Raw genomic sequence first — 18320 nt, 5'->3', positions numbered from 1 at the left:
GTTTATAATTATAAACAAATGTTTGATTAGAGGTGATAAAGTTGAATGAAAAGGAAAAATTGATTTTCCAATTAATAAAGAAGAATCCCTACTTATCACAACAGGAAATGGCAGAACAACTGGGAATGTCCAGACCAGCGCTTGCTAATATGATTTCATCGCTTATAAAAAGAGGGGAAATTTTAGGACGTGCGTATGTTTTGCCAGAGAAAAATCAAATCATTGCAATTGGTGGTGCCAATATCGATCGTAAATTCACTATTGAGCAAAATGTCCAATTAGGGACTTCCAATCCTGCTTCTGTTACAGAAACGGTAGGCGGTGTTGCCCGCAATATCGCTGAAAACTTAGGGCGGTTAGGCAACCGTGTTTCCTTAATTACTGTAATGGGTGAAGATCATGATAGTGCATTTATTGAACAAAATTGTAAGAGTATGATGAATGTGGATTTAGTAGAGAAATTAAACGATTATAATACAGGTTCTTATACAGCAGTACTTGATAATATGGGCGAACTGGTAATATCGATGGCAAATATGGCGATTTATGATCAGTTGTTGCCGAGTGTTTTAAAAAAGCACGAAGCAATATTACAAAATGCCAGCTGTATTGTCATTGACTTAAACAGCCCATTAGAAACAGTAGAATATATTAGGAATTTCGCAATAGAGCGTAATATCGCATTGGCGGTTATCCCTGTTTCTTCACCTAAGATGAAAAATATGTCGCATGATCTGCACGGTATCCGTTACTTTATTTGTAATCGAGATGAAGCGGAAAGCTATTTAAATGTGAAGCTGGAAACATATAGCCAATATGAAAAGGCTGTTAACATGTTGTTGCAAAAAGGAGCGGAGCATGTTGTGCTCACTCTTGGCGAACATGGAGTAATGGTGGGGAACGAAGGTAATATAGTACACTACAAAGCCATTGCAACTAGAAATATAGTAGATGTTACAGGTGCCGGAGATGCTTTTGTCAGTGCATTTTTACATGGTGTATTAAACGATGAAGAGCTTGAAGAAGCAATCCAGCTCGGGTTGGTAAATGCATCGAAAACATTACAATCGGATAAAACAGTACGTGAAGATTTAACAAAAGATAACTTACTTGAATGGAGGAATTTATAATGAAACAATATTTATCATATTCACAAGAGGTATTAGAAGCTAAAGAGAAAGGCTTACCAATCGTAGCGTTGGAATCAACAATTATTTCACACGGTATGCCATATCCTCAAAATGTACAAACAGCTCGTGAAGTGGAACAAATTATTCGTGATGGCGGTGCGGTTCCGGCAACAATCGCATTAATCGATGGGAAAATTAAAATCGGTTTATCTGATGAAGAATTAGAAATGTTCGGTAATGCTCAAGGTGTAGCAAAAACAAGCCGTCGTGATATTGGCTATTTACTTGCAACAAAGAAAATCGGTGCAACTACTGTAGCGGCAACAATGATCTGTGCTGAGCTTGCTGGTATCGAATTATTCGTAACAGGCGGTATTGGTGGGGTTCACCGTGGCGCTGAAACTACAATGGATATTTCTGCAGACTTGGAAGAGCTGGCAATGACAAATGTGGCTGTAGTATGTGCAGGTGCCAAATCAATTTTAGACATCGGCTTAACATTGGAATACCTTGAAACTAAAGGTGTACCGGTAATTGGTTACGGAACAGATAAATTGCCTGCATTCTATGCACGTGAAAGTGAATTCGATGTAAATATCCGCGTTGATTCTGCAGAAGAAACTGCTGCAATTCTACGTGCTAAGTGGGATTTAGGTTTACGTGGCGGTGCATTAATCGCTAATCCGATCCCAGTAGAAGACGCTATGGAATCAAGTGTTATTGACGGAATTATTGACAATGCATTAAATGAAGCGAAAGAACAAGGCATCGCAGGCAAAAATGTAACGCCATTCTTATTAGGTAAAGTGAAAGAGCTGACAGAAGGTAAATCACTGGATGCCAATATTGCCCTTGTTAAACATAATGCCCGTGTAGGTGCAAAAATCGCTGTCGAATTAAATAAATAATTAATATTTCCTGGGGAATAGGGAATAAAAAAAGAAGCTTGTCGAATTAATCGATGAGCTTCTTTTTCACATTACACATTTGATATTATTTACGAAGGGCGCCTAGTTCAGCTACGATGGCATTCATTTCACTTGGGCTAAATGAATCGCGTTTCATAACCATTTCATATAAATATTGCAGGTCTTCGTATTTTTCTTCATCAAATGCAGAAGACTGCATAGCATCAACATTTACCATACGAAGTTTTTCTTTAATTTGCTCGATCATATAGATGACATTTTGCTGCGACGGATTTGATAAGTCCATAATTTGTGTGCCCTACCTTTCAATGTTTACAAAAATATCATTTCATGCAACCATCATCTTGTCAACAGGTTAAAGTTTACTGAATACTTTTAATAATATCGAACATTCGTTAAAATACAAATAGATAAGTTTTATGAAAAATTATTAAGGGAATACGAAAGCATATATAGGAGGAGAAAAAATAATGAAAAGTAAACTATTGCCTTTTATAGCAATTGGAGCAGTAACTGGTGCAGCAATTAGTATGATGGATAAACAAACTCGAGATCATACTGTTGAAACAGCAAAGAAAGCAAAAGATACAGTAGCATACTATGCTGAAAATCGGGATGAATTAATAGGATTGGTAGAAACAAAAATGGAACAAGCGCAATCTTTGTATGGGACAGTAAATAATGGTGTCCAATCAATTATGCAAAATCAAAATGATATTAAGGAGTTACCTGCTACAATTCAAAGTATGGTTTCAGAAACGATTCAGGCTTTCTCGAAAAAGGATGATCAAATCGGGTAACCGGATGTCCATGATATCCACTGAATCAACATAATGTGAACAGGTGGTGGCAGCATGGAAGAAAAGGAAGAACTAAAAGAAAAGATTTCTCTTGTTAAATCATATTTTTCACCGGAGCGCAGCCAAATAAATATATTAACTACGAAAGGGTTCATCCAAGACTTAATTTATCGAATTAAAAATGTGGACATGTCAGGCATGGGAGCACAGTTGGCCTATTTTTTCCTGTTATCATTTTTCCCTATGCTTATTTTTATGGTAACGCTTTTACCGTATTTAAATTTGGAACAAGGGCAAATATTCGATTTTTTAAGTGATGTTATGCCTGAAGAAGTATATGGACTGATTGAAACTACACTAACTGATGTTTTGAACAATCAAAACGGTGGTTTGCTTTCAATCGGTATTATTGGTACGCTCTGGTCTGCCTCAAGAGGTGTAGATGCACTGATGAAAGCATTAAACCGTGCCTATGATGTAGAAGGTAGAGCAGGTTTTTTAAACCGTTTATGGTCACTTGTTTTTACGATTGCGTTAGTAGCAGTTATTTTAATAGCCCTGTTATTCCCGGTTTTTGGTCAGCAGATCGGTAATATCGTTTTCGGCTATTTAGGTGTAGAGGAATCATTTGCGAGTATTTGGAATTTCATTCGCTGGATTACACCACCGGCACTTATTTTTATCGTAATATCAGTCATGTATTGGATCGTTCCGAATACCGATCCGCGATTAACGATGTTTAGTGTTATTCCAGGAGCTGTGTTTGCGACTTTGGGCTGGCTTGTATTAACTTACGGATTCTCATTTTATATTAACAATTTCGGAAATTACAGTTCGACATACGGAAGTATTGGTGGGGTCATTATTTTAATGCTTTGGCTATATTTCACAGGAATGATCATCATATTAGGCGGCTTGCTTAATGCATCATTCCAAAAAAGGCAACTTGCCAAGGAAAGTAAAAAGCAAGCCAAATCACCTGTTTTTTAGGTAGAAAAGATACGGAAAAATGCCATTTCTTTTTATCGAAATGGCATTTTTTTATAGGTTTAGTTTTGACCTTCACGATGCCATAGTGCGATTTGCAGTTTTAATGCATCATGAAACTCAGTAGGATTTAAATGGGTATGCTCTCTAATTTGAGAAAGCCGGTAAGCTAACGTATGTCGGTGTATTTCCAATTCGTCGGCAGTCGCTGAAGCTGACTTATTATTATTAAAAAAGCATTGCAATGTAGCAATTAATTTATCATCCAGTTGGTTCAATGTTTTTATACTGTAGTGATGGGCTACCTCTGGATTAAATAAGGTGAATACTTCAACTTCCTGATGGTAGATTACTTTCGAGACGGTATGATGATGTTTTAAGGCTAACTGCGCTGTTTTATAGGAATGCGGTAACCGTTCAAGATTTTCAACATGTTCACCTACAGCAATTTTTATACTGAATTTGCTTTTTATATATGTATTAAAAGCTTCCACTAATTTAGTTAGAGTAGGCAGATCCATTTCTGTCGTTAAAATAAAATATTCGTCCAACTGAAAATGTCCAAAAATGACGGGTTTGTTATAAAAGAAGTCCTCGATATATTGAATAAGTGTCCGGTGGGAACCAGTCTTTTGTTCTGCCTTTAATAATATGATGCAATATGGAGCAAGAAAGGGAATGGCCAGTTTATTTATCCGTTCTTTTATAACACGATTTATAGATGTGCCACTTATTAGTTCTTCAAAAATATGAACACTCATTTTCCGCTGCCATTCACTTTTAGATTCAATAAGAGCCTGATGTACTAATACTTCTGCTGTTAATTGAACTAATGAAGAAATATTTAGCAGCTCCTCATCGACCACACCGGTAATTCCAATAATACAAACGATTTCTTCCTGAAAAAAGATCGGTAAATTAATCCCATGCTTTGTTTGGGGAAATTCATGTATATTGTCATCTGATATTATGAGTGTTTTTTTGTTTCCGCCACATATTTTGCACCTTCATGAAACATTTCCACCCGCTCCTTATCACCGGAAGCTAATATAACACCGTCAATGTTCATTACATTTACATTACGCTTTAACCGTAACATTGTTTGTTCTACAATTTCGTTTGCCATCCTTAATGTTAACAATTTATACACCTCGTACAAAAATAAAATAATATTTATAAAAAAAATTATACACCAAGTATAAATTAAATTCAGAATTTTAACACTATAATCTTTGTAAGCGCTTTATTCACGTGAGGGAGGAATCATATGAAGATTATTATAAGCCCGGATTCCTTTAAAGGATCATTGACTTCCGGAGAGGTTACATCAGTTATAAAGGAAGCAATTAAAAAGGTGGACAATAAGATTGAAACAATTTGTTTACCGATTGCCGATGGCGGTGAAGGAACACTTGATGCACTAGTCAAAGCAACAAAAGGTAAGTATTTGACAGCATCTGTTCAAAATCCATTAGGAAAATTGATTGAAGCTAAATATGGAGTACTCGGTGACGGAAAAACTTGTGTAATAGAGATGGCCCAAGCTTCAGGGTTAACTCTTATTAATGAAGAAGAAAAAAATCCCCGTTTTGCGACAACATATGGAACGGGTCAATTAATACAGCATGCAATGGATTCAGGTTACCGTCACTTTATTATCGGTATCGGGGGAAGCGCTACAAATGACGGTGGCCAAGGGATGCTAAGGGCACTTGGAATGAAGTTTATTGCGAAAAATGGTAAGGAAATTTTAAACGATGTATTTCAATTTAAGGAACTCGAGAAAATCGATTTGTCTAGTTTTGATTCACGAATCTCTGAGAGCACATTCATGATTGCCTGTGATGTAGATAATCCGTTAATAGGTGCAAACGGGGCTACTTCCGTATTTGGTCCGCAAAAAGGAGTAAATCAGCATGATATTAATATATTTGATCAAAATTTAAAACATTATATTTCTATAATTGAATCACAGCAAAATGTAAAAGTCCGTCATTGTGCAGGAGCTGGTGCAGCGGGCGGAATAGGCTCTGCATTTATGGCATTTTTTCCTCACCAATTTAAGCCTGGTGTAGATATTGTGCTGGAAGCAGTGCAATTTTCAAATCATCTGGAACACGCGGATTTTGTTATAACAGGTGAAGGGAAATCGGATGAACAAACACTTTCTGGGAAAGCTCCAATAGGGGTTGCTAAGCTGGCTAAAGAACAAGGTGTTCCTACCATTTTACTTTCAGGAATGATCGAAAATTCTCATATGCTAAAAACCTATTTTCATCAGGTTGAAAGCATTGTTAGTGAGGAAATTTCAGTGGAGCAATCATTGAATAATCCAAGCTTTTATCTGGATCAAAAGGTTATGGATTTAATAAAAAGACTAATATAAAGGAGTGGGGAAGAAGTGTTGTTTCTAATTATTCTGATTGGTGTGTTGTTCATTGTCTTTGCAACGGCAAAACTAAAACTGCATCCGTTTCTTGCATTATTAATTAGTTCATTCTTTGTTGGTATTGCAGCAGGTATGCCTTTACTAACAGTTGTAGAGAGTATTAACATAGGTTTTGGAGGACTGATGACGAGTATCGGTATCGTCATCGTAGCAGGTACAATTATTGGAATTATATTAGAAAAATCCGGTGCTGCATATCGTATGGCTGAAGTCGTATTGCGGGTAATCGGACCGAAACGACCGCAATTAGCAATGTCGATCATTGGCTACATTGTATCCATTCCGGTATTTTGCGATTCAGGCTATATTATTTTAACGAGTTTAAAGAAAGCGCTGGCTAAACGTGCAGGCGTAACAATTGCTTCAATGGCAGTTGCTTTAGCTACTGGTTTATATGCAACACACGTACTCGTGCCGCCTACTCCTGGACCAATTGCGGCTGCAGGGAATATTGGTGCGACAGATTATTTAGGTACGATTATTTTAATGGGATTAATCGTTGCTATTCCAGCGACAATTGTAGGCTATATTTGGGCAACGAAAGTGGCATCAAAAATTCGAGTTGAGGCAGATGATGAACCGGCACTGGATTACGATGAAATTATTAAGTCTTTTGGTAAAATGCCTTCTACGTTCAAATCATTCTTACCGATTGTGTTGCCGATTGTGTTGATCGGGGCAGGTTCGGTTGCTGCATTAGTAGGTGATCCGGAAGCGGGAGTTAATACTTTCTTCAGATTCTTAGGTTCACCGACAGTAGCACTCATCCTAGGGGTATTTGCTGCATTTTTACTACTGCCTGAACTGAGTGAAGAAACATTATCAAACTGGATTGGTGAAGCATTAAAAGAAGCAGCGCCAATTTTACTAATAACAGGGGCTGGTGGTGCATTTGGTACTGTTATTAAAAATACAGGCGTCGGTGATAAACTGCAGGAAATGGATTTAGGTGTTTTAGCTACAGGCGCACTATTTTTATTAATTCCCTTTTTAATTGCTGCAGCTTTAAAAACAGCGCAAGGTTCTTCAACTGCAGCAATAGTTATTACATCCTCTTTAATCGCACCGATGCTCCCGACTTTAGGAATCGAAGGGGCTGTACCTTTAGCTTTAGTCGTTATGGCAATTGGTGCGGGTGCTATGACAGTGAGTCATGTAAACGACAGTTTCTTCTGGGTAATTACACAATACAGCGGAATGAAAGTAACGGATGCCTATAAAGCGCAAACGATGGCAACATTGCTGATGGGTTTAACAACAATTATCGTAACAATGGCTTTATGGTTTGTACTAGTTTAATAGAGAAAGCAAAAAGGTGCATCCTGCTAAGGGGATGCACTTTTTTATTGTTGGATTAAACATTTTTACTCAGCATACGTAATCCATTTAAAATTACTAAAATCGTACTGCCTTCATGACCAATAACGCCTAGAGGAAGGCTGATTGCTTGGAAAAAGTTCGAAATGATCAGCAGTGCAATAACCGTTAATGAAAAAATAATGTTCTGTTTCACGATACGCTGCATCTTTCGCGAAAGCTTAACGGCATGGGCAATTTTAGATAAGTCGTTTTTCATTAATATTACATCCGCTGTCTCTAGTGCGACATCTGTACCGCCGCCCATTGCAATACCGACGGAGGCTGTAGCAAGGGCAGGGGCATCATTAATACCATCGCCAACCATGCCGACATGGCCGGATGTTTTTTCGTATTGCTTAATATGCTCGACCTTCGTTTCCGGCAAGCACTCCGCCACATAAGTCGTAACACCAGCTTCTTTTGCAATCGCTTTTGCAGTTGTTTCATTGTCGCCGGTCAGCATAGCTACATTAATACCTAGCTCTTGCAGTGCAGCTACCGCTTTTTTTGCCTCTTCCCGAACGACATCTTTAAGGGCGATTAGTGCTGCAATGCCTTGATGATCTTTCAGGAAGACAACTGTTTTACCTTCATTCGCTAATTGTTCGAGTGCTCCACCAGCAAATTGCTTTGCCAAATTTGCTCCTACAAAGTCAGGTTTTCCGATTAAATAGGACTGTTCATTAAATTGCGCTTTCATCCCGTAACCAGGAATATCTTCAATAGTAATACTATCCGGAGTGTTGACATTCTCCTTTTTAGCAAATGCGTTAATCGCCTGTGCAAGGGGATGGTTTGACTGTCCTTCAATCCCTGCTATTAAAGCTAACGTCTGCTGTTTATCTAAATCATCACGAACAATAAAATCCGTCACAACAGGTGTTCCTTGTGTTAATGTACCAGTCTTATCTACTGCCAATACGCGGATCGAGCTTAAATTTTCTAAATGCACACCGCCTTTAACAAGTATCCCGTTTCTCGCACCATTGGAAATCGCTGAAAGGGTAGCCGGCATAATAGAAGCAACTAATGCACAAGGAGAAGCAACAACAAGTAATACCATTGCGCGGTAAAGAGTTGTCGTCCAATCCCAGTCTAATAAATAGTGCGGTAAAAACATCATGAGTGCTACGGCCAATAATACTGCTTTTACATACACACTTTCAAAGCGTTCAATAAACTGTTGGGAAGGTGATTTTTCGCTTTGTGCAGATTGAACAAGTGTAATGATTTTTTGGAACAATGTTTCGGAACTAGGCTTCGTTACTTTTACAGTTAACACACTGTTTAAATTTACTGTACCGGCAAAAACTTCATTCCCTACATTTTTAGTAATCGGCATTGATTCACCGGTAATCGCTGCCTCATCAACTGTTGAAATACCTTTATAAATTTCGCCATCTGCCGGAATACGTTCACCTGGTTTTACTAATATATGATCGTTTACCTTCAAATCTTTTACGGAAACTTTAATCGGTTCAAATCCGCCTCGTACAAGCCATGCTTCCTCTGGCTGCAGTTCCATTAATGAAGAGATTTCACGATTGTTTTTATTCATTGCATATGTTTCAAGTGCGCCGCTTAAGGCAAATATAAAGATTAATATAGCACCTTCCATCCAGTAACCGATAATGGCAGAACCAATGGCAGCGATAATCATTAGAATTTCTACATTTAAAGACTTATCTTCAATAGTATCTTCAATGCCTTCTTTTGCTTTTGCATAGCCACCGATAAAAAATGCTGTTAAATATGCTATTACAGCAGCTGTCGTTTGCTCTGTTGATTCCATTCGCCACGCGAGCAAAATGATAAAGCCGGATACTAAAGCAGCAATTAATTCTTTGTGTTCTAAGATTTTCTCATTTAATGATAAGTTTTCTCGATTAGAATTATTCATAAATACCTCCTTGATAATGATTATTAATATTAATAGGGACTGATAATGGGTTTCAATTAGATTATAATAATTTCTTATTTAGAATTATTATAATATAGGTAACTTATTTTGTAAATAACATACAATAGAGAATTAAAAAAAATAATGCCAACTTGACTTATAAGGATTATAGAGTAATATAATGGAGTATATTTATTAAATTGGAGGAGTTTACTTTGAATTTCTACGTATTGCTTAATATTGCTTTGCTGTTAATCGTCATTGCTTTTTTATATTTCCTTAAAGCGAAGCATGTTAAGTTTTCAAATCGTGTTTTTATTGCCTTAGGATTAGGTATTTTACTTGGGGTAGGTTTACAATTTGCCTATGGGGCAGGGGCAGATGCCATTAATGAAACTGTTCCATGGTATAACATCGTCGGAACCGGCTATGTAAAGTTACTGCAGATGATTGCAATGCCTTTAGTATTCATCTCGATATTAGCTGCATTTACAAAAGTAACGTTTGGTAAAAACTTAGGTAAGTCAGCAGCAGTTATTTTATCAGTATTAATCGGCACAACTGCCGTTGCAGCTGGTTTAGGTATTGCATCAACAGTGTTATTTGACTTAGATGCATCTCAAATTATGCAAGGTGAGGCTGAAATTGCACGCGGTGAATCATTGGTTGAACGTTCGGCAGAAGTGACACCTTTACCTGAACAGATTTTATCAATGTTTCCTGCAAATCCATTTGCGGATTTAACAGGATCTCGTGCAACATCAACAATCGGGGTTGTAATATTCGCGGCATTTTTAGGATTTAGTTATTTAACACTCCGTCGAAAAGAAGAAGAAACGGCGGCAAATGTTAAAAAAGGTGTCGATGCACTTTACGGTTTAATCATGGGTGTTGTACGTATTATTTTACGTTTAACTCCATATGGTGTAGCTGCCATTATGGCACGTACCGTTGCAACGAGTGATTTAGGGGCGATTATGGATTTAGGTAAATTCATCCTAGCTTCTTATGTTGCATTGATCGCTATGTTCATTCTGCATTTAATCATTGTGGCATTAACAGGTTTAAGTCCATTAACTTATTTGAAAAAAACAGCTGAAGTACTGCTGTTTGCATTTACTTCACGTTCAAGTGCAGGGGCATTACCGTTAAATATTCAAACACAGACAAAGCGTCTTGGTGTTCCTGATGGAATTGCCAACTTTGCTGCCTCGTTTGGTCTTTCAATTGGGCAAAATGGTTGTGCGGGTGTTTATCCGGCAATGTTGGCAGTAATGATTGCACCGACAGTAGGTATTGATCCGTTAACACCTGGCTTTATCGCAACATTAATTTTAATTGTGGCGATTAGTTCATTTGGTGTGGCAGGTGTAGGTGGTGGTGCGACATTCGCAGCCATTATCGTCTTATCTGCAATGGATTTACCGATTGCGTTAGCAGGTGTTTTAATTTCGGTAGAACCTTTAATCGACATGGGTCGTACAGCACTTAATGTAAGCGGGTCAATGGTTTCAGGTGTCGTATCAAGCCGTGCAACAAAAGAGCTCGATACAACAGTTTACAATGAACCAGCCGATACACAATTAGTTCAATAATATTTAAAAGCAGCACAGACAAATTCTGTGCTGCTTTTTTTAACCAAACAATCGATCCCGCATAAAAAAGCTTGCGCTGAAAAATAGCCAAAGCATTAATGAAAGATATAGGTATATATACTCGAGGGTTACGTAAGGGAGAATAATAATCACATAAATTGTATACGAAAGGGCAACAAGAAAGCTGCGTCTATACTGATATTTAGTACTCACGTGTATTTGGGCAGCTATAAATAATGCATTAATCAATATCTTAATATAGAGCATATAACACCACCTATACCTTATATAATAAAATAGTATAGCATACCGATAAAAGGAATAGTTAGAATTATATGTAATTTAAAATACAGAAATAAAAAACGACTTCAACCATTTAGGAAGAAGTCGTTTTTCATAACTATTAGAATACGCGCTCTGCATGCAATGCTAGTTTATCTAAAGAAGATTTCTCTACATCAGCATGTAATGAGTTACCATGAGAGTCCATCGTTACTACTGCAGTAAAATCTTTTACAGTTAAGTGCCACATTGCTTCTGGAATGCCGAATTCCATTAAGTCTACACCGTCAACTGATTTAATGCAGTCTGCGTAGTACTGAGCTGCACCACCGATTGCATTTAAGTAAACGCCACCGTGTTCTGCTAAAGCTTTAAGAGTTTTTGGTCCCATACCGCCTTTACCCATTACAGCACGGATACCGAATTTTTTCATGATGTCGCCTTGGTATGGCTCCTCACGAATTGAAGTTGTTGGACCAGCAGCTTTTACGACCCAGTTGCCTGCTTCGTCTTTCGCCATTACCGGACCACAGTGGTAAATAATTTGACCATCTAAATCTACTGGCGCTTCTACACCTTCACCGATTAAGTGGTGGTGGATTGCGTCACGACCTGTGTACATACGGCCAGAAATTTTTACTACGTCCCCAACTTTAAGTGAACGAATTTTTTCTTCAGTAATCGGTGCAACCAATTCAACTACTTTGTTGTCCGAGTTTTCTTGTTTTTCTTCATCACGGAAAGTGATTTTTTCACCTTCTTGGTAGTGCCAGTTTGTGATTTCGCCAGTCGCCGGATCGATATCGATTGCCATACGACGGTAAGCCCAACAGTTGTATGCTACAGATACGAAGAATGAAGCTGGTAAACGGTCCATTACGCCGATTTTACAACCTAGTAATGTCGCTTCACCGCCGAAGCCCATTGTACCAACACCGAATGTATTTGATTTTTCTACAATATACTTTTCTAGTTTTGCTAAGTCTTCGATTGGATTCACGTCATCAACGTGACGGAATAATTGCTCTTTTGCAAGATCATAACCTGAAGAGCGGTCACCACCGATACCAACACCGATGAAACCAGCAGAACAGCCTTGTCCTTGTGCTTGCCATACAGAGTGTAAAATACATTTACGGATACCGTCTAAGTCACGACCAGCGCGGCCTAAACCTTCTAATTCTGTAGGTAAAGAATATTGGATATTTTTGTTTTCACAGCCGCCGCCTTTTAAAATAAGCTTCACTGTAATATAGTCATTTTCCCATTGCTCAAACTTCACTACTGGAAGGCCAGCACCAATGTTTGTTCCAGAGTTTTTACCAGTCAATGAATCAACTGAATTCGGGCGTAATTTAGCATCACCAGTAGCTGCAGCAATTGCAGTGTGGATTGCTTTTTTAATTTCGATTTGGTTTACGCCAACCGGAGTATATACTTTAAATGTTGGTAGACCCGTATCTTGACAAATTGGAGATACATTATCTTCTGCCATTACAATATTTGTAGTGATTGTGTCTAAAGACATCGCTGCACGTGTACCAGCATTTTCTGCTTCTTTTGCAGCTTTAATAGCACGACGAACGTCTTTTGGTAAGTTAGTAGATGTTTCAGTTACTAAAGAATAAAGACTTTTTTCTAAAGTTTCTAAGTATGCCATCTTATTTTTCCCCCCAGAAAAATATGTGTATTTTGATCAATAAAATTGATATAAGTTAGAACAAAACTTTCACGAAGAAATGAATGTTATGTCTTTCTTAATAAACCATCTTACATTATAACTCTTTTAATGTAGAAAAAAAAGAGCGCTTACATGAATGTTTGTCAGATTAAATGAAAAAACGGCGAATAATAGCAGAACTAGTCAAAAGAATGAAAAAAGCAATACCCAGTGTACAGGTATTGCTGAATTTTCTATTTATCTTCGCGGGATTGGAATTGATCCATTTTTTCTTCTAAATCATCCATCATTTGAATTAAGCGATCAATATCTTCAATTTCCGTCGTTTCAGGATCGATTGCATCAAGCACTTCAAGGAAAATTTCCAGGCGTTCTTTTAAATATGTTACTTGTTGTTCTTTGTTTGTAATTGGCTTCATAATGTATGATGCTCCTTTTGTATTGACTTATTCATATTATACTACGCTATTTTCTAAAAGTTAAACAACAACTTATAGTATATATCGGACTAACCTATTAAATTAACTTTAAAAAATAGGAAATTGTATAGTACTTGTTAATTATTTTAACATTCTGTTAATTTTGAATATTTACATTAATGAAGTGTTATGATAAAGTAAACTCATACCTAAATAAGAAGGAGATGGTCGGAAAAAACATGTATAGACAAACTCGAGAAAAGGAGGAAGTTTAAACATTTACGGCTAATTGCCGATACGACTGTTTACGCAACATTGAAATGGAATATAGTGATATTTAAAACCCTAGTTAACTTTTAGAGATAAAGTTAGCTGGGGTTTTTGAGTTTATTTTTATTTTTATTTCTCCCAAAAGCTGTGATACGATGAATTGTATGAAATAAGGGAGAATATTGAAATGAGTTATGAACAGCGCAGGTTTGCTATTTTAGTTATTATTGTATCAATTTCAGGATTTTCACAAGGAATGCTTTTACCTCTGATTTCAGTAATTTTTGAAGGGGATGGCGTTTCCTCAACGCTCAATGGTCTGAATGCAACAGGTTTATACATAGGTACATTATTGATCTCGCCATTTATCGAGCAGCCATTACGTAAATATGGTTATAAACCTATTATTTTATTAGGTGGGGCACTCGTTTTCATATCACTGTTTTTATTTCCATTATGGAAAAGTGTCATGTTTTGGTTTATTCTCCGTCTGTTAATTGGCATCGGGGATCATGCACTGCATTTTTCAACACAAACTTGGATTACTTCAACAACAGCTACACATAAACTAGGTAAAAGCATGTCAATATACGGCATATCTTTTGGTGTAGGCTTTGCTGTCGGCCCATTGTTTGTCCCGTTAATTAAAATTTCGGAAAGCTTTCCGTTTATTATTTCATCGGCATTATGTTTATTAGCATGGTCGTTAATCTTTTTCGTGAAAAACGAAAAACCGGAAGCTTTGGCAGGAGATGCGAATGAGTCGGGTTTCAAGCGTTATAGTCTCGCTATAAAGTACGGCTGGATTGCCTTTTTACCGCCTTTTGTTTATGGATTTTTAGAATCGTCCTTAAATGCTTTATTCCCGGTATATGCGTTACGAAAAGATTTTGATGTAACTTATGTATCCGTTATTTTGGCTGGCTTTTCGATCGGAGCGATTGTTATGCAATTTCCGCTTGGTGCATTAGGCGATAAAATTGGTCGTCACAAAGTCATTGTTTCGGGATTGTTTGCCGGAAGCATATTTTTCTTAATAGGTAACTTCTTCGAGCATTCCGAATTGTTTGTAGCAGCAGTATTCTTTTTTGCCGGTATGTGTGTAGGTTCAATGTTCTCGCTCGGTATCACATATATGACCGATTTGACTCCGAAAGAGCTGTTGCCGACAGGGAACTTGCTTTGTGGTATATTCTTCAGTTTAGGCAGTTTAACTGGTCCGCTTTTAGGCGGATTATATTTGGAAATTTTCCCGAGTAACGGGTTTTTATTTGTTATTTCGCTTATGCTTCTGACAGTAGCCGTTGTCATTCATTTTTTTGGCAAATCGAAAAAATTAGCTATATAAAAAAGCGGACGTTCTCTTAATTGGAACGTCTGCTTTTTACTGAAAAAAAGACTATCGCTGTTAAAATCATTGCTAAAATTATGTAGATGAACACATTTAAATAGTTTACACCACCAAATGTCACAGCAGCTTGAAGTGAGCTTGCTGAAGTAGCTGAATTTTCATCATTGCTTGGGAAGATGAAGCCTGCGAAAGAAGAAATCGCCCAATAAGAAATAATAAAAGTGATCACTACAAATAGAAAGTTTTTCATATTAATACCTCCTGGCGATTTCTATTTTACATGAAAAGTAAAGAAGTGGGGGAGGTTCTGTTAAAATGATTCTCTTAAAAAAGCGACGTAACCTATATAAAAGGTTCGTCGCTTTCGTATTATTTTGCTTCTGGGTCTGGTTGATGAAGACCAAAAATATTATTTTCAGTATCGATGAAATATCCTTGCCAAGCCATACCTGGCAGCGCATATTTAGGCAAAGCTATTTTGCCGCCATTTGCTAAAATTTTCGCTTCGGTTTCATCGTAATCACTTACACCTAAAGTACATACTGCGGAATTGACACTTTGTCCTTCTGCAGGAGAAGGGCCTTGCCGCTGCATTAAAGCACCATTAATGCCTGGATATTGGTCGTCACCAGTAATGGCTCCAAAATACGGCGTGCCTGCATATTCACTATAATCCTCAAAACGCCATTCAAAAGCAGCTTGATAGAAATTTTTCGCGCGTTCCATATCGTCAACATGAATTTCAAAATGAATGATTCTTCCCAAATAGATCCCTCCGAGAATATATTTAATTTAATATTGCGTCAATTGGAGTCTATTTGCAAGTTTTTACCAAAGAGAAAACCTACACAAAAGTTCTTGTGTAGGCATAGATTTTACTATTTTTTTAAAGTCAGTTTCACAACACATTCAACCTGTGCTGTTTGAGGGAACATGTCTACTGGTTGAATATATTCAACGTTGTAAGCCTTTGATAATTCCTTTAAATCACGCGCTAGTGTTGATGGGTTACAAGATGTGTAGACGAAGCGCTTTGGTTTGATTTTTAAAACAGTTCTAATAAAGCCTGGCTCTAAACCTGTACGAGGCGGATCTACACAAATGACATCCGGACGGTAATCTTCTTTTGACCAGCGGAACAACCATTTATCTGCAGAGCCTGGGAAGAAACGTACATGCTGCAGGTTATCGTTTGTACGTGCATTGTACTTCGCATCAGCAATTGCTTCATCGACATTATCCATACCGCGCACTTCACGGGCACCTTCTGCCAGCCACATACCGATAGTACCAACACCGCAGTATGCATCGACAACATTTTCTTTTCCTGTCAGTGCCGCAGCTTTTTTAATTTCATTGTATAAATGTACTGTTTGTTCAGGGTTAAGCTGGAAAAATGCACGAGTTGATAAATCAAATGCAAATTCGCCCAATTTTTCATGAATCGCGTCTTTACCATCTAAAATATAAGTGTCTGGACCAAATATTAACGATGTTTTCTCGCGGTTGACGTTTTGTGTAATAGAAACGATTGAAGGATCAATTTTTTTAATACGTTCAATCAATTCTTCTTTATGCGGAAGTTCGCGTCGTGTTGTAACAAGACATACTTGTGTTTCGCCAGAGCGCATACCAGTACGAACAACAATTGTACGAACTAAGCCGTTTAAAGTTTTCCCATCATAGATCGGGATATTTAGCTTTTGTAAAATTTTACGAGCAGCAACTGTAATTTTTGAAGTTACAGGGTGCTGTACAAGACAGTCATTAATATTTAAAAGCTGATTTGTTCCTTCAGCAAATAGACCTGCATATACACGCTTGCCTTCTTTACGTACTTGGAACTGAGATTTGTTGCGGTAATGCCACGGATTATCCATTCCGATCGTTGGACGGATTTCAGCTGTTTGTCCGATTTCTTTAGCGTATTTTTCGAATGCTTGTACGACGATATCACGCTTATTCATTAACTGCGCGTCATAAGTCATATGCTGTAATTGACAGCCACCGCATTCAGAATACACAGGGCAAGGTGCTTCTTGACGGAATTCGCTTGCTTTACGTATTGCCAAAATTTCTGCTTCAGCAAATTTCGGTGATACTTTTGTTAATTTTACTGTTACTTCTTCTCCAGGAATCGCACCTTTTACGAATACGACATTGCGTTTATAAAAACCGACACCTTCACCATTAATGCCAAGGCGTTTTATCGTTAACGGGAACTTTTGCCCGACTTCCATTTTTAGTTCACTCAAGTTTACACGTCCTTTAAATAGAGTGACTCGCACCAAAATTTAGTGCGAGTCACTTCCTTTTCTTCATCAGTACAGTATAGCGGAAAGTACAATGAAAAGAAAGGAACGCTACTTTTCTAATACGGGGAAATTTTTTCGTATTCAAGCACCAGATCATCCAATGAGCCAAATGTGTAGCCTTGTGCTTTAGCATCCTTAATAAATTGCGGTAACGCTTCAGCATTATCTTGCGCTACTGTATGCATTAAAATAATGGCACCTGGATGAAGCTGGTTCATCAATGCATCATAAGCATATTTTGCGCCGCGTCGTTCATCTTTCAGCCAGTCTTTAAAAGCGATTGACCAGAACATATGGCGATAACCCGTTTCATTGCCGACTTTCAGAACTTCTTCATTAAAGATACCTTCCGGCGGTCGGGCATAATAAGTCCGTTTGACGCCAGTCAGTTCGTTTAATTTGTCATCAAACTGCTTCCATTCTTTCTTCATTTCATTTGCGGACAAACGTGCCATATTTGGATGTCCATATGAGTGATTTCCGATAATATGGCCATCTTTAACCATCGTTTTTACTAAATCGGTCGCGCTCGTTAAATAATGGCCGGTCAAGAAGAAAGTGGCTGGAGCTTTTTCTTCCCGTAAAGTATTTAAAATACTTTCGGTATAGCCGTTTTCGTAGCCGTTATCGAATGTTAAGTAAACAATTTTCTTTTCTTCATTGCCCTTATAAATGGCCCCGTATTTACTTAACATAGACTCAAGCGGTTCTCCTATTTCTACAGGTGCGCCATTCCGGCTTGGCTTGAAGCCCCAATGAAATTCCTCGGCTTTTGCAACAGATACAGATATAAAGGAAATAAATGTGGCGACTAACACGAAGCTAATCCCTAAAATATGTTTTTTCAATGAAA

The 18320-nt window shown here is 37.7% G+C and carries 17 protein-coding genes and 1 pseudogene; 8 read left to right on the top strand and 10 right to left on the bottom strand.

All coding sequences use genetic code 11. From position 1 onward, the window contains the following. Positions 1-41: 41 nt before the first annotated feature. Positions 42-1130 carry a carbohydrate kinase gene (locus tag M3166_RS15130; protein WP_251690692.1) on the top strand — a complete coding sequence of 363 codons (1089 nt, stop codon included), beginning with the start codon at positions 42-44 and terminating at the stop codon, positions 1128-1130. Next, positions 1130-2038, top strand: a complete 909-nt coding sequence (locus M3166_RS15125; RefSeq protein WP_008405693.1) for a pseudouridine-5'-phosphate glycosidase — start codon at positions 1130-1132, stop codon at positions 2036-2038. Before M3166_RS15130 ends, M3166_RS15125 begins: the two co-directional genes overlap by 1 nt. An 85-nt stretch (positions 2039-2123) precedes the next feature. Here the strand turns inward: M3166_RS15125 and M3166_RS15120 are convergent, their stop codons facing one another. Beyond that, a complete protein-coding gene (locus M3166_RS15120; protein ID WP_008405695.1) occupies positions 2124-2345 on the bottom strand; it encodes a DUF1128 domain-containing protein in 222 nt (73 codons plus the stop codon). A gap of 184 nt (positions 2346-2529) precedes the next feature. Between M3166_RS15120 and M3166_RS15115 the strand changes: the two genes are divergently transcribed. Together M3166_RS15115 and M3166_RS15110 are read left to right on the top strand one after the other, a co-directional pair. Then, complete coding sequence (locus tag M3166_RS15115; RefSeq protein WP_251690691.1) at positions 2530-2859, top strand: YtxH domain-containing protein; 330 nt, start codon at positions 2530-2532, stop codon at positions 2857-2859. Positions 2860-2913: 54 nt separating this feature from the next. Further along, a complete protein-coding gene (locus M3166_RS15110) occupies positions 2914-3849 on the top strand; it encodes a YihY/virulence factor BrkB family protein (RefSeq protein ID WP_251690690.1) in 936 nt (311 codons plus the stop codon). A 59-nt stretch (positions 3850-3908) separates the two neighbouring features. Here the strand turns inward: M3166_RS15110 and M3166_RS15105 are convergent, their stop codons facing one another. Both M3166_RS15105 and M3166_RS15100 read right to left on the bottom strand, forming a co-directional pair. Then, a complete protein-coding gene (locus M3166_RS15105; protein WP_251690830.1) occupies positions 3909-4607 on the bottom strand; it encodes a PucR family transcriptional regulator in 699 nt (232 codons plus the stop codon). A 36-nt stretch (positions 4608-4643) separates the two neighbouring features. Next, positions 4644-4945: pseudogene (locus M3166_RS15100) on the bottom strand (sugar diacid recognition domain-containing protein); the annotation flags it as partial. A gap of 168 nt (positions 4946-5113) precedes the next feature. Between M3166_RS15100 and M3166_RS15095 the strand changes: the two are divergent. Both M3166_RS15095 and M3166_RS15090 read left to right on the top strand, forming a co-directional pair. Then, positions 5114-6232, top strand: coding sequence for a glycerate kinase (locus M3166_RS15095; protein WP_251690689.1), 1119 nt, complete (start codon positions 5114-5116; stop codon positions 6230-6232). A gap of 15 nt (positions 6233-6247) precedes the next feature. Further along, complete coding sequence (locus M3166_RS15090) at positions 6248-7594, top strand: GntP family permease (protein WP_251690688.1); 1347 nt, start codon at positions 6248-6250, stop codon at positions 7592-7594. 55 nt (positions 7595-7649) lie between these two features. Here M3166_RS15090 and M3166_RS15085 read toward each other — a convergent pair whose 3' ends face one another. Further along, complete coding sequence (locus M3166_RS15085) at positions 7650-9554, bottom strand: heavy metal translocating P-type ATPase (RefSeq protein WP_251690687.1); 1905 nt, start codon at positions 9552-9554, stop codon at positions 7650-7652. A 215-nt stretch (positions 9555-9769) separates the two neighbouring features. Here M3166_RS15085 and M3166_RS15080 point away from each other — a divergent pair, with 215 nt between their 5' ends. After that, on the top strand, positions 9770-11149 hold the full coding sequence (locus M3166_RS15080) for an L-cystine transporter (protein WP_251690686.1): 1380 nt from the start codon (positions 9770-9772) through the stop codon (positions 11147-11149). 403 nt (positions 11150-11552) lie between these two features. Here the strand turns inward: M3166_RS15080 and M3166_RS15075 are convergent, their stop codons facing one another. Both M3166_RS15075 and M3166_RS15070 read right to left on the bottom strand, forming a co-directional pair. Further along, positions 11553-13091, bottom strand: a complete 1539-nt coding sequence (locus M3166_RS15075; protein WP_251690685.1) for a fumarate hydratase — start codon at positions 13089-13091, stop codon at positions 11553-11555. Between the two features lie 254 nt (positions 13092-13345). Then, a complete protein-coding gene (locus tag M3166_RS15070; protein ID WP_008405711.1) occupies positions 13346-13531 on the bottom strand; it encodes an SE1561 family protein in 186 nt (61 codons plus the stop codon). Between the two features lie 457 nt (positions 13532-13988). On the opposite strand from M3166_RS15070, the gene M3166_RS15065 reads away from it, so the two are divergent. Beyond that, the gene (locus M3166_RS15065; RefSeq protein WP_251690684.1) at positions 13989-15149 is read left to right on the top strand and encodes an MFS transporter; all 1161 of its coding nucleotides are present in this window, start codon (positions 13989-13991) and stop codon (positions 15147-15149) included. Positions 15150-15165: 16 nt separating this feature from the next. Here the strand turns inward: M3166_RS15065 and M3166_RS15060 are convergent, their stop codons facing one another. From M3166_RS15060 to M3166_RS15045, 4 genes are all read right to left on the bottom strand, one after another. Then, on the bottom strand, positions 15166-15402 hold the full coding sequence (locus M3166_RS15060; RefSeq protein WP_251690683.1) for a carboxypeptidase: 237 nt from the start codon (positions 15400-15402) through the stop codon (positions 15166-15168). 119 nt (positions 15403-15521) lie between these two features. After that, positions 15522-15917: a VOC family protein gene (locus M3166_RS15055; protein ID WP_251690682.1), complete on the bottom strand. Its 396-nt coding sequence runs from the start codon at positions 15915-15917 to the stop codon at positions 15522-15524. A gap of 113 nt (positions 15918-16030) precedes the next feature. After that, a complete protein-coding gene (gene rlmD, locus M3166_RS15050) occupies positions 16031-17392 on the bottom strand; it encodes a 23S rRNA (uracil(1939)-C(5))-methyltransferase RlmD (RefSeq protein ID WP_251690829.1) in 1362 nt (453 codons plus the stop codon). A gap of 131 nt (positions 17393-17523) precedes the next feature. After that, a complete protein-coding gene (locus tag M3166_RS15045) occupies positions 17524-18315 on the bottom strand; it encodes a polysaccharide deacetylase family protein (RefSeq protein WP_251690681.1) in 792 nt (263 codons plus the stop codon). Positions 18316-18320: the final 5 nt, after the last annotated feature.

The organism is Solibacillus isronensis, from assembly GCF_023715405.1.
In the GTDB taxonomy this organism is placed as follows: Bacteria; Bacillota; Bacilli; order Bacillales_A; family Planococcaceae; genus Solibacillus; species Solibacillus isronensis_B.
This window is presented reverse-complemented; position numbering and strand designations above follow the sequence as displayed.

Excerpts from the sequence above, each read along its gene's own strand:
- M3166_RS15095 (WP_251690689.1), top strand. The coding sequence starts at position 5,114 with ATGAAGATTATTATAAGCCCGGATTCCTTTAAAGGATCATTGACTTCC.
- M3166_RS15125 (WP_008405693.1), top strand. The coding sequence starts at position 1,130 with ATGAAACAATATTTATCATATTCACAAGAGGTATTAGAAGCTAAAGAG.
- M3166_RS15110 (WP_251690690.1), top strand. The coding sequence starts at position 2,914 with ATGGAAGAAAAGGAAGAACTAAAAGAAAAGATTTCTCTTGTTAAATCA.
- M3166_RS15115 (WP_251690691.1), top strand. The coding sequence starts at position 2,530 with ATGAAAAGTAAACTATTGCCTTTTATAGCAATTGGAGCAGTAACTGGT.
- rlmD (WP_251690829.1), bottom strand. The coding sequence starts at position 17,392 with ATGGAAGTCGGGCAAAAGTTCCCGTTAACGATAAAACGCCTTGGCATT.
- M3166_RS15070 (WP_008405711.1), bottom strand. The coding sequence starts at position 13,531 with ATGAAGCCAATTACAAACAAAGAACAACAAGTAACATATTTAAAAGAA.
- M3166_RS15105 (WP_251690830.1), bottom strand. The coding sequence starts at position 4,607 with ATGAGTGTTCATATTTTTGAAGAACTAATAAGTGGCACATCTATAAAT.
- M3166_RS15075 (WP_251690685.1), bottom strand. The coding sequence starts at position 13,091 with ATGGCATACTTAGAAACTTTAGAAAAAAGTCTTTATTCTTTAGTAACT.
- M3166_RS15065 (WP_251690684.1), top strand. The coding sequence starts at position 13,989 with ATGAGTTATGAACAGCGCAGGTTTGCTATTTTAGTTATTATTGTATCA.
- M3166_RS15085 (WP_251690687.1), bottom strand. The coding sequence starts at position 9,554 with ATGAATAATTCTAATCGAGAAAACTTATCATTAAATGAGAAAATCTTA.
- M3166_RS15060 (WP_251690683.1), bottom strand. The coding sequence starts at position 15,402 with ATGAAAAACTTTCTATTTGTAGTGATCACTTTTATTATTTCTTATTGG.
- M3166_RS15120 (WP_008405695.1), bottom strand. The coding sequence starts at position 2,345 with ATGGACTTATCAAATCCGTCGCAGCAAAATGTCATCTATATGATCGAG.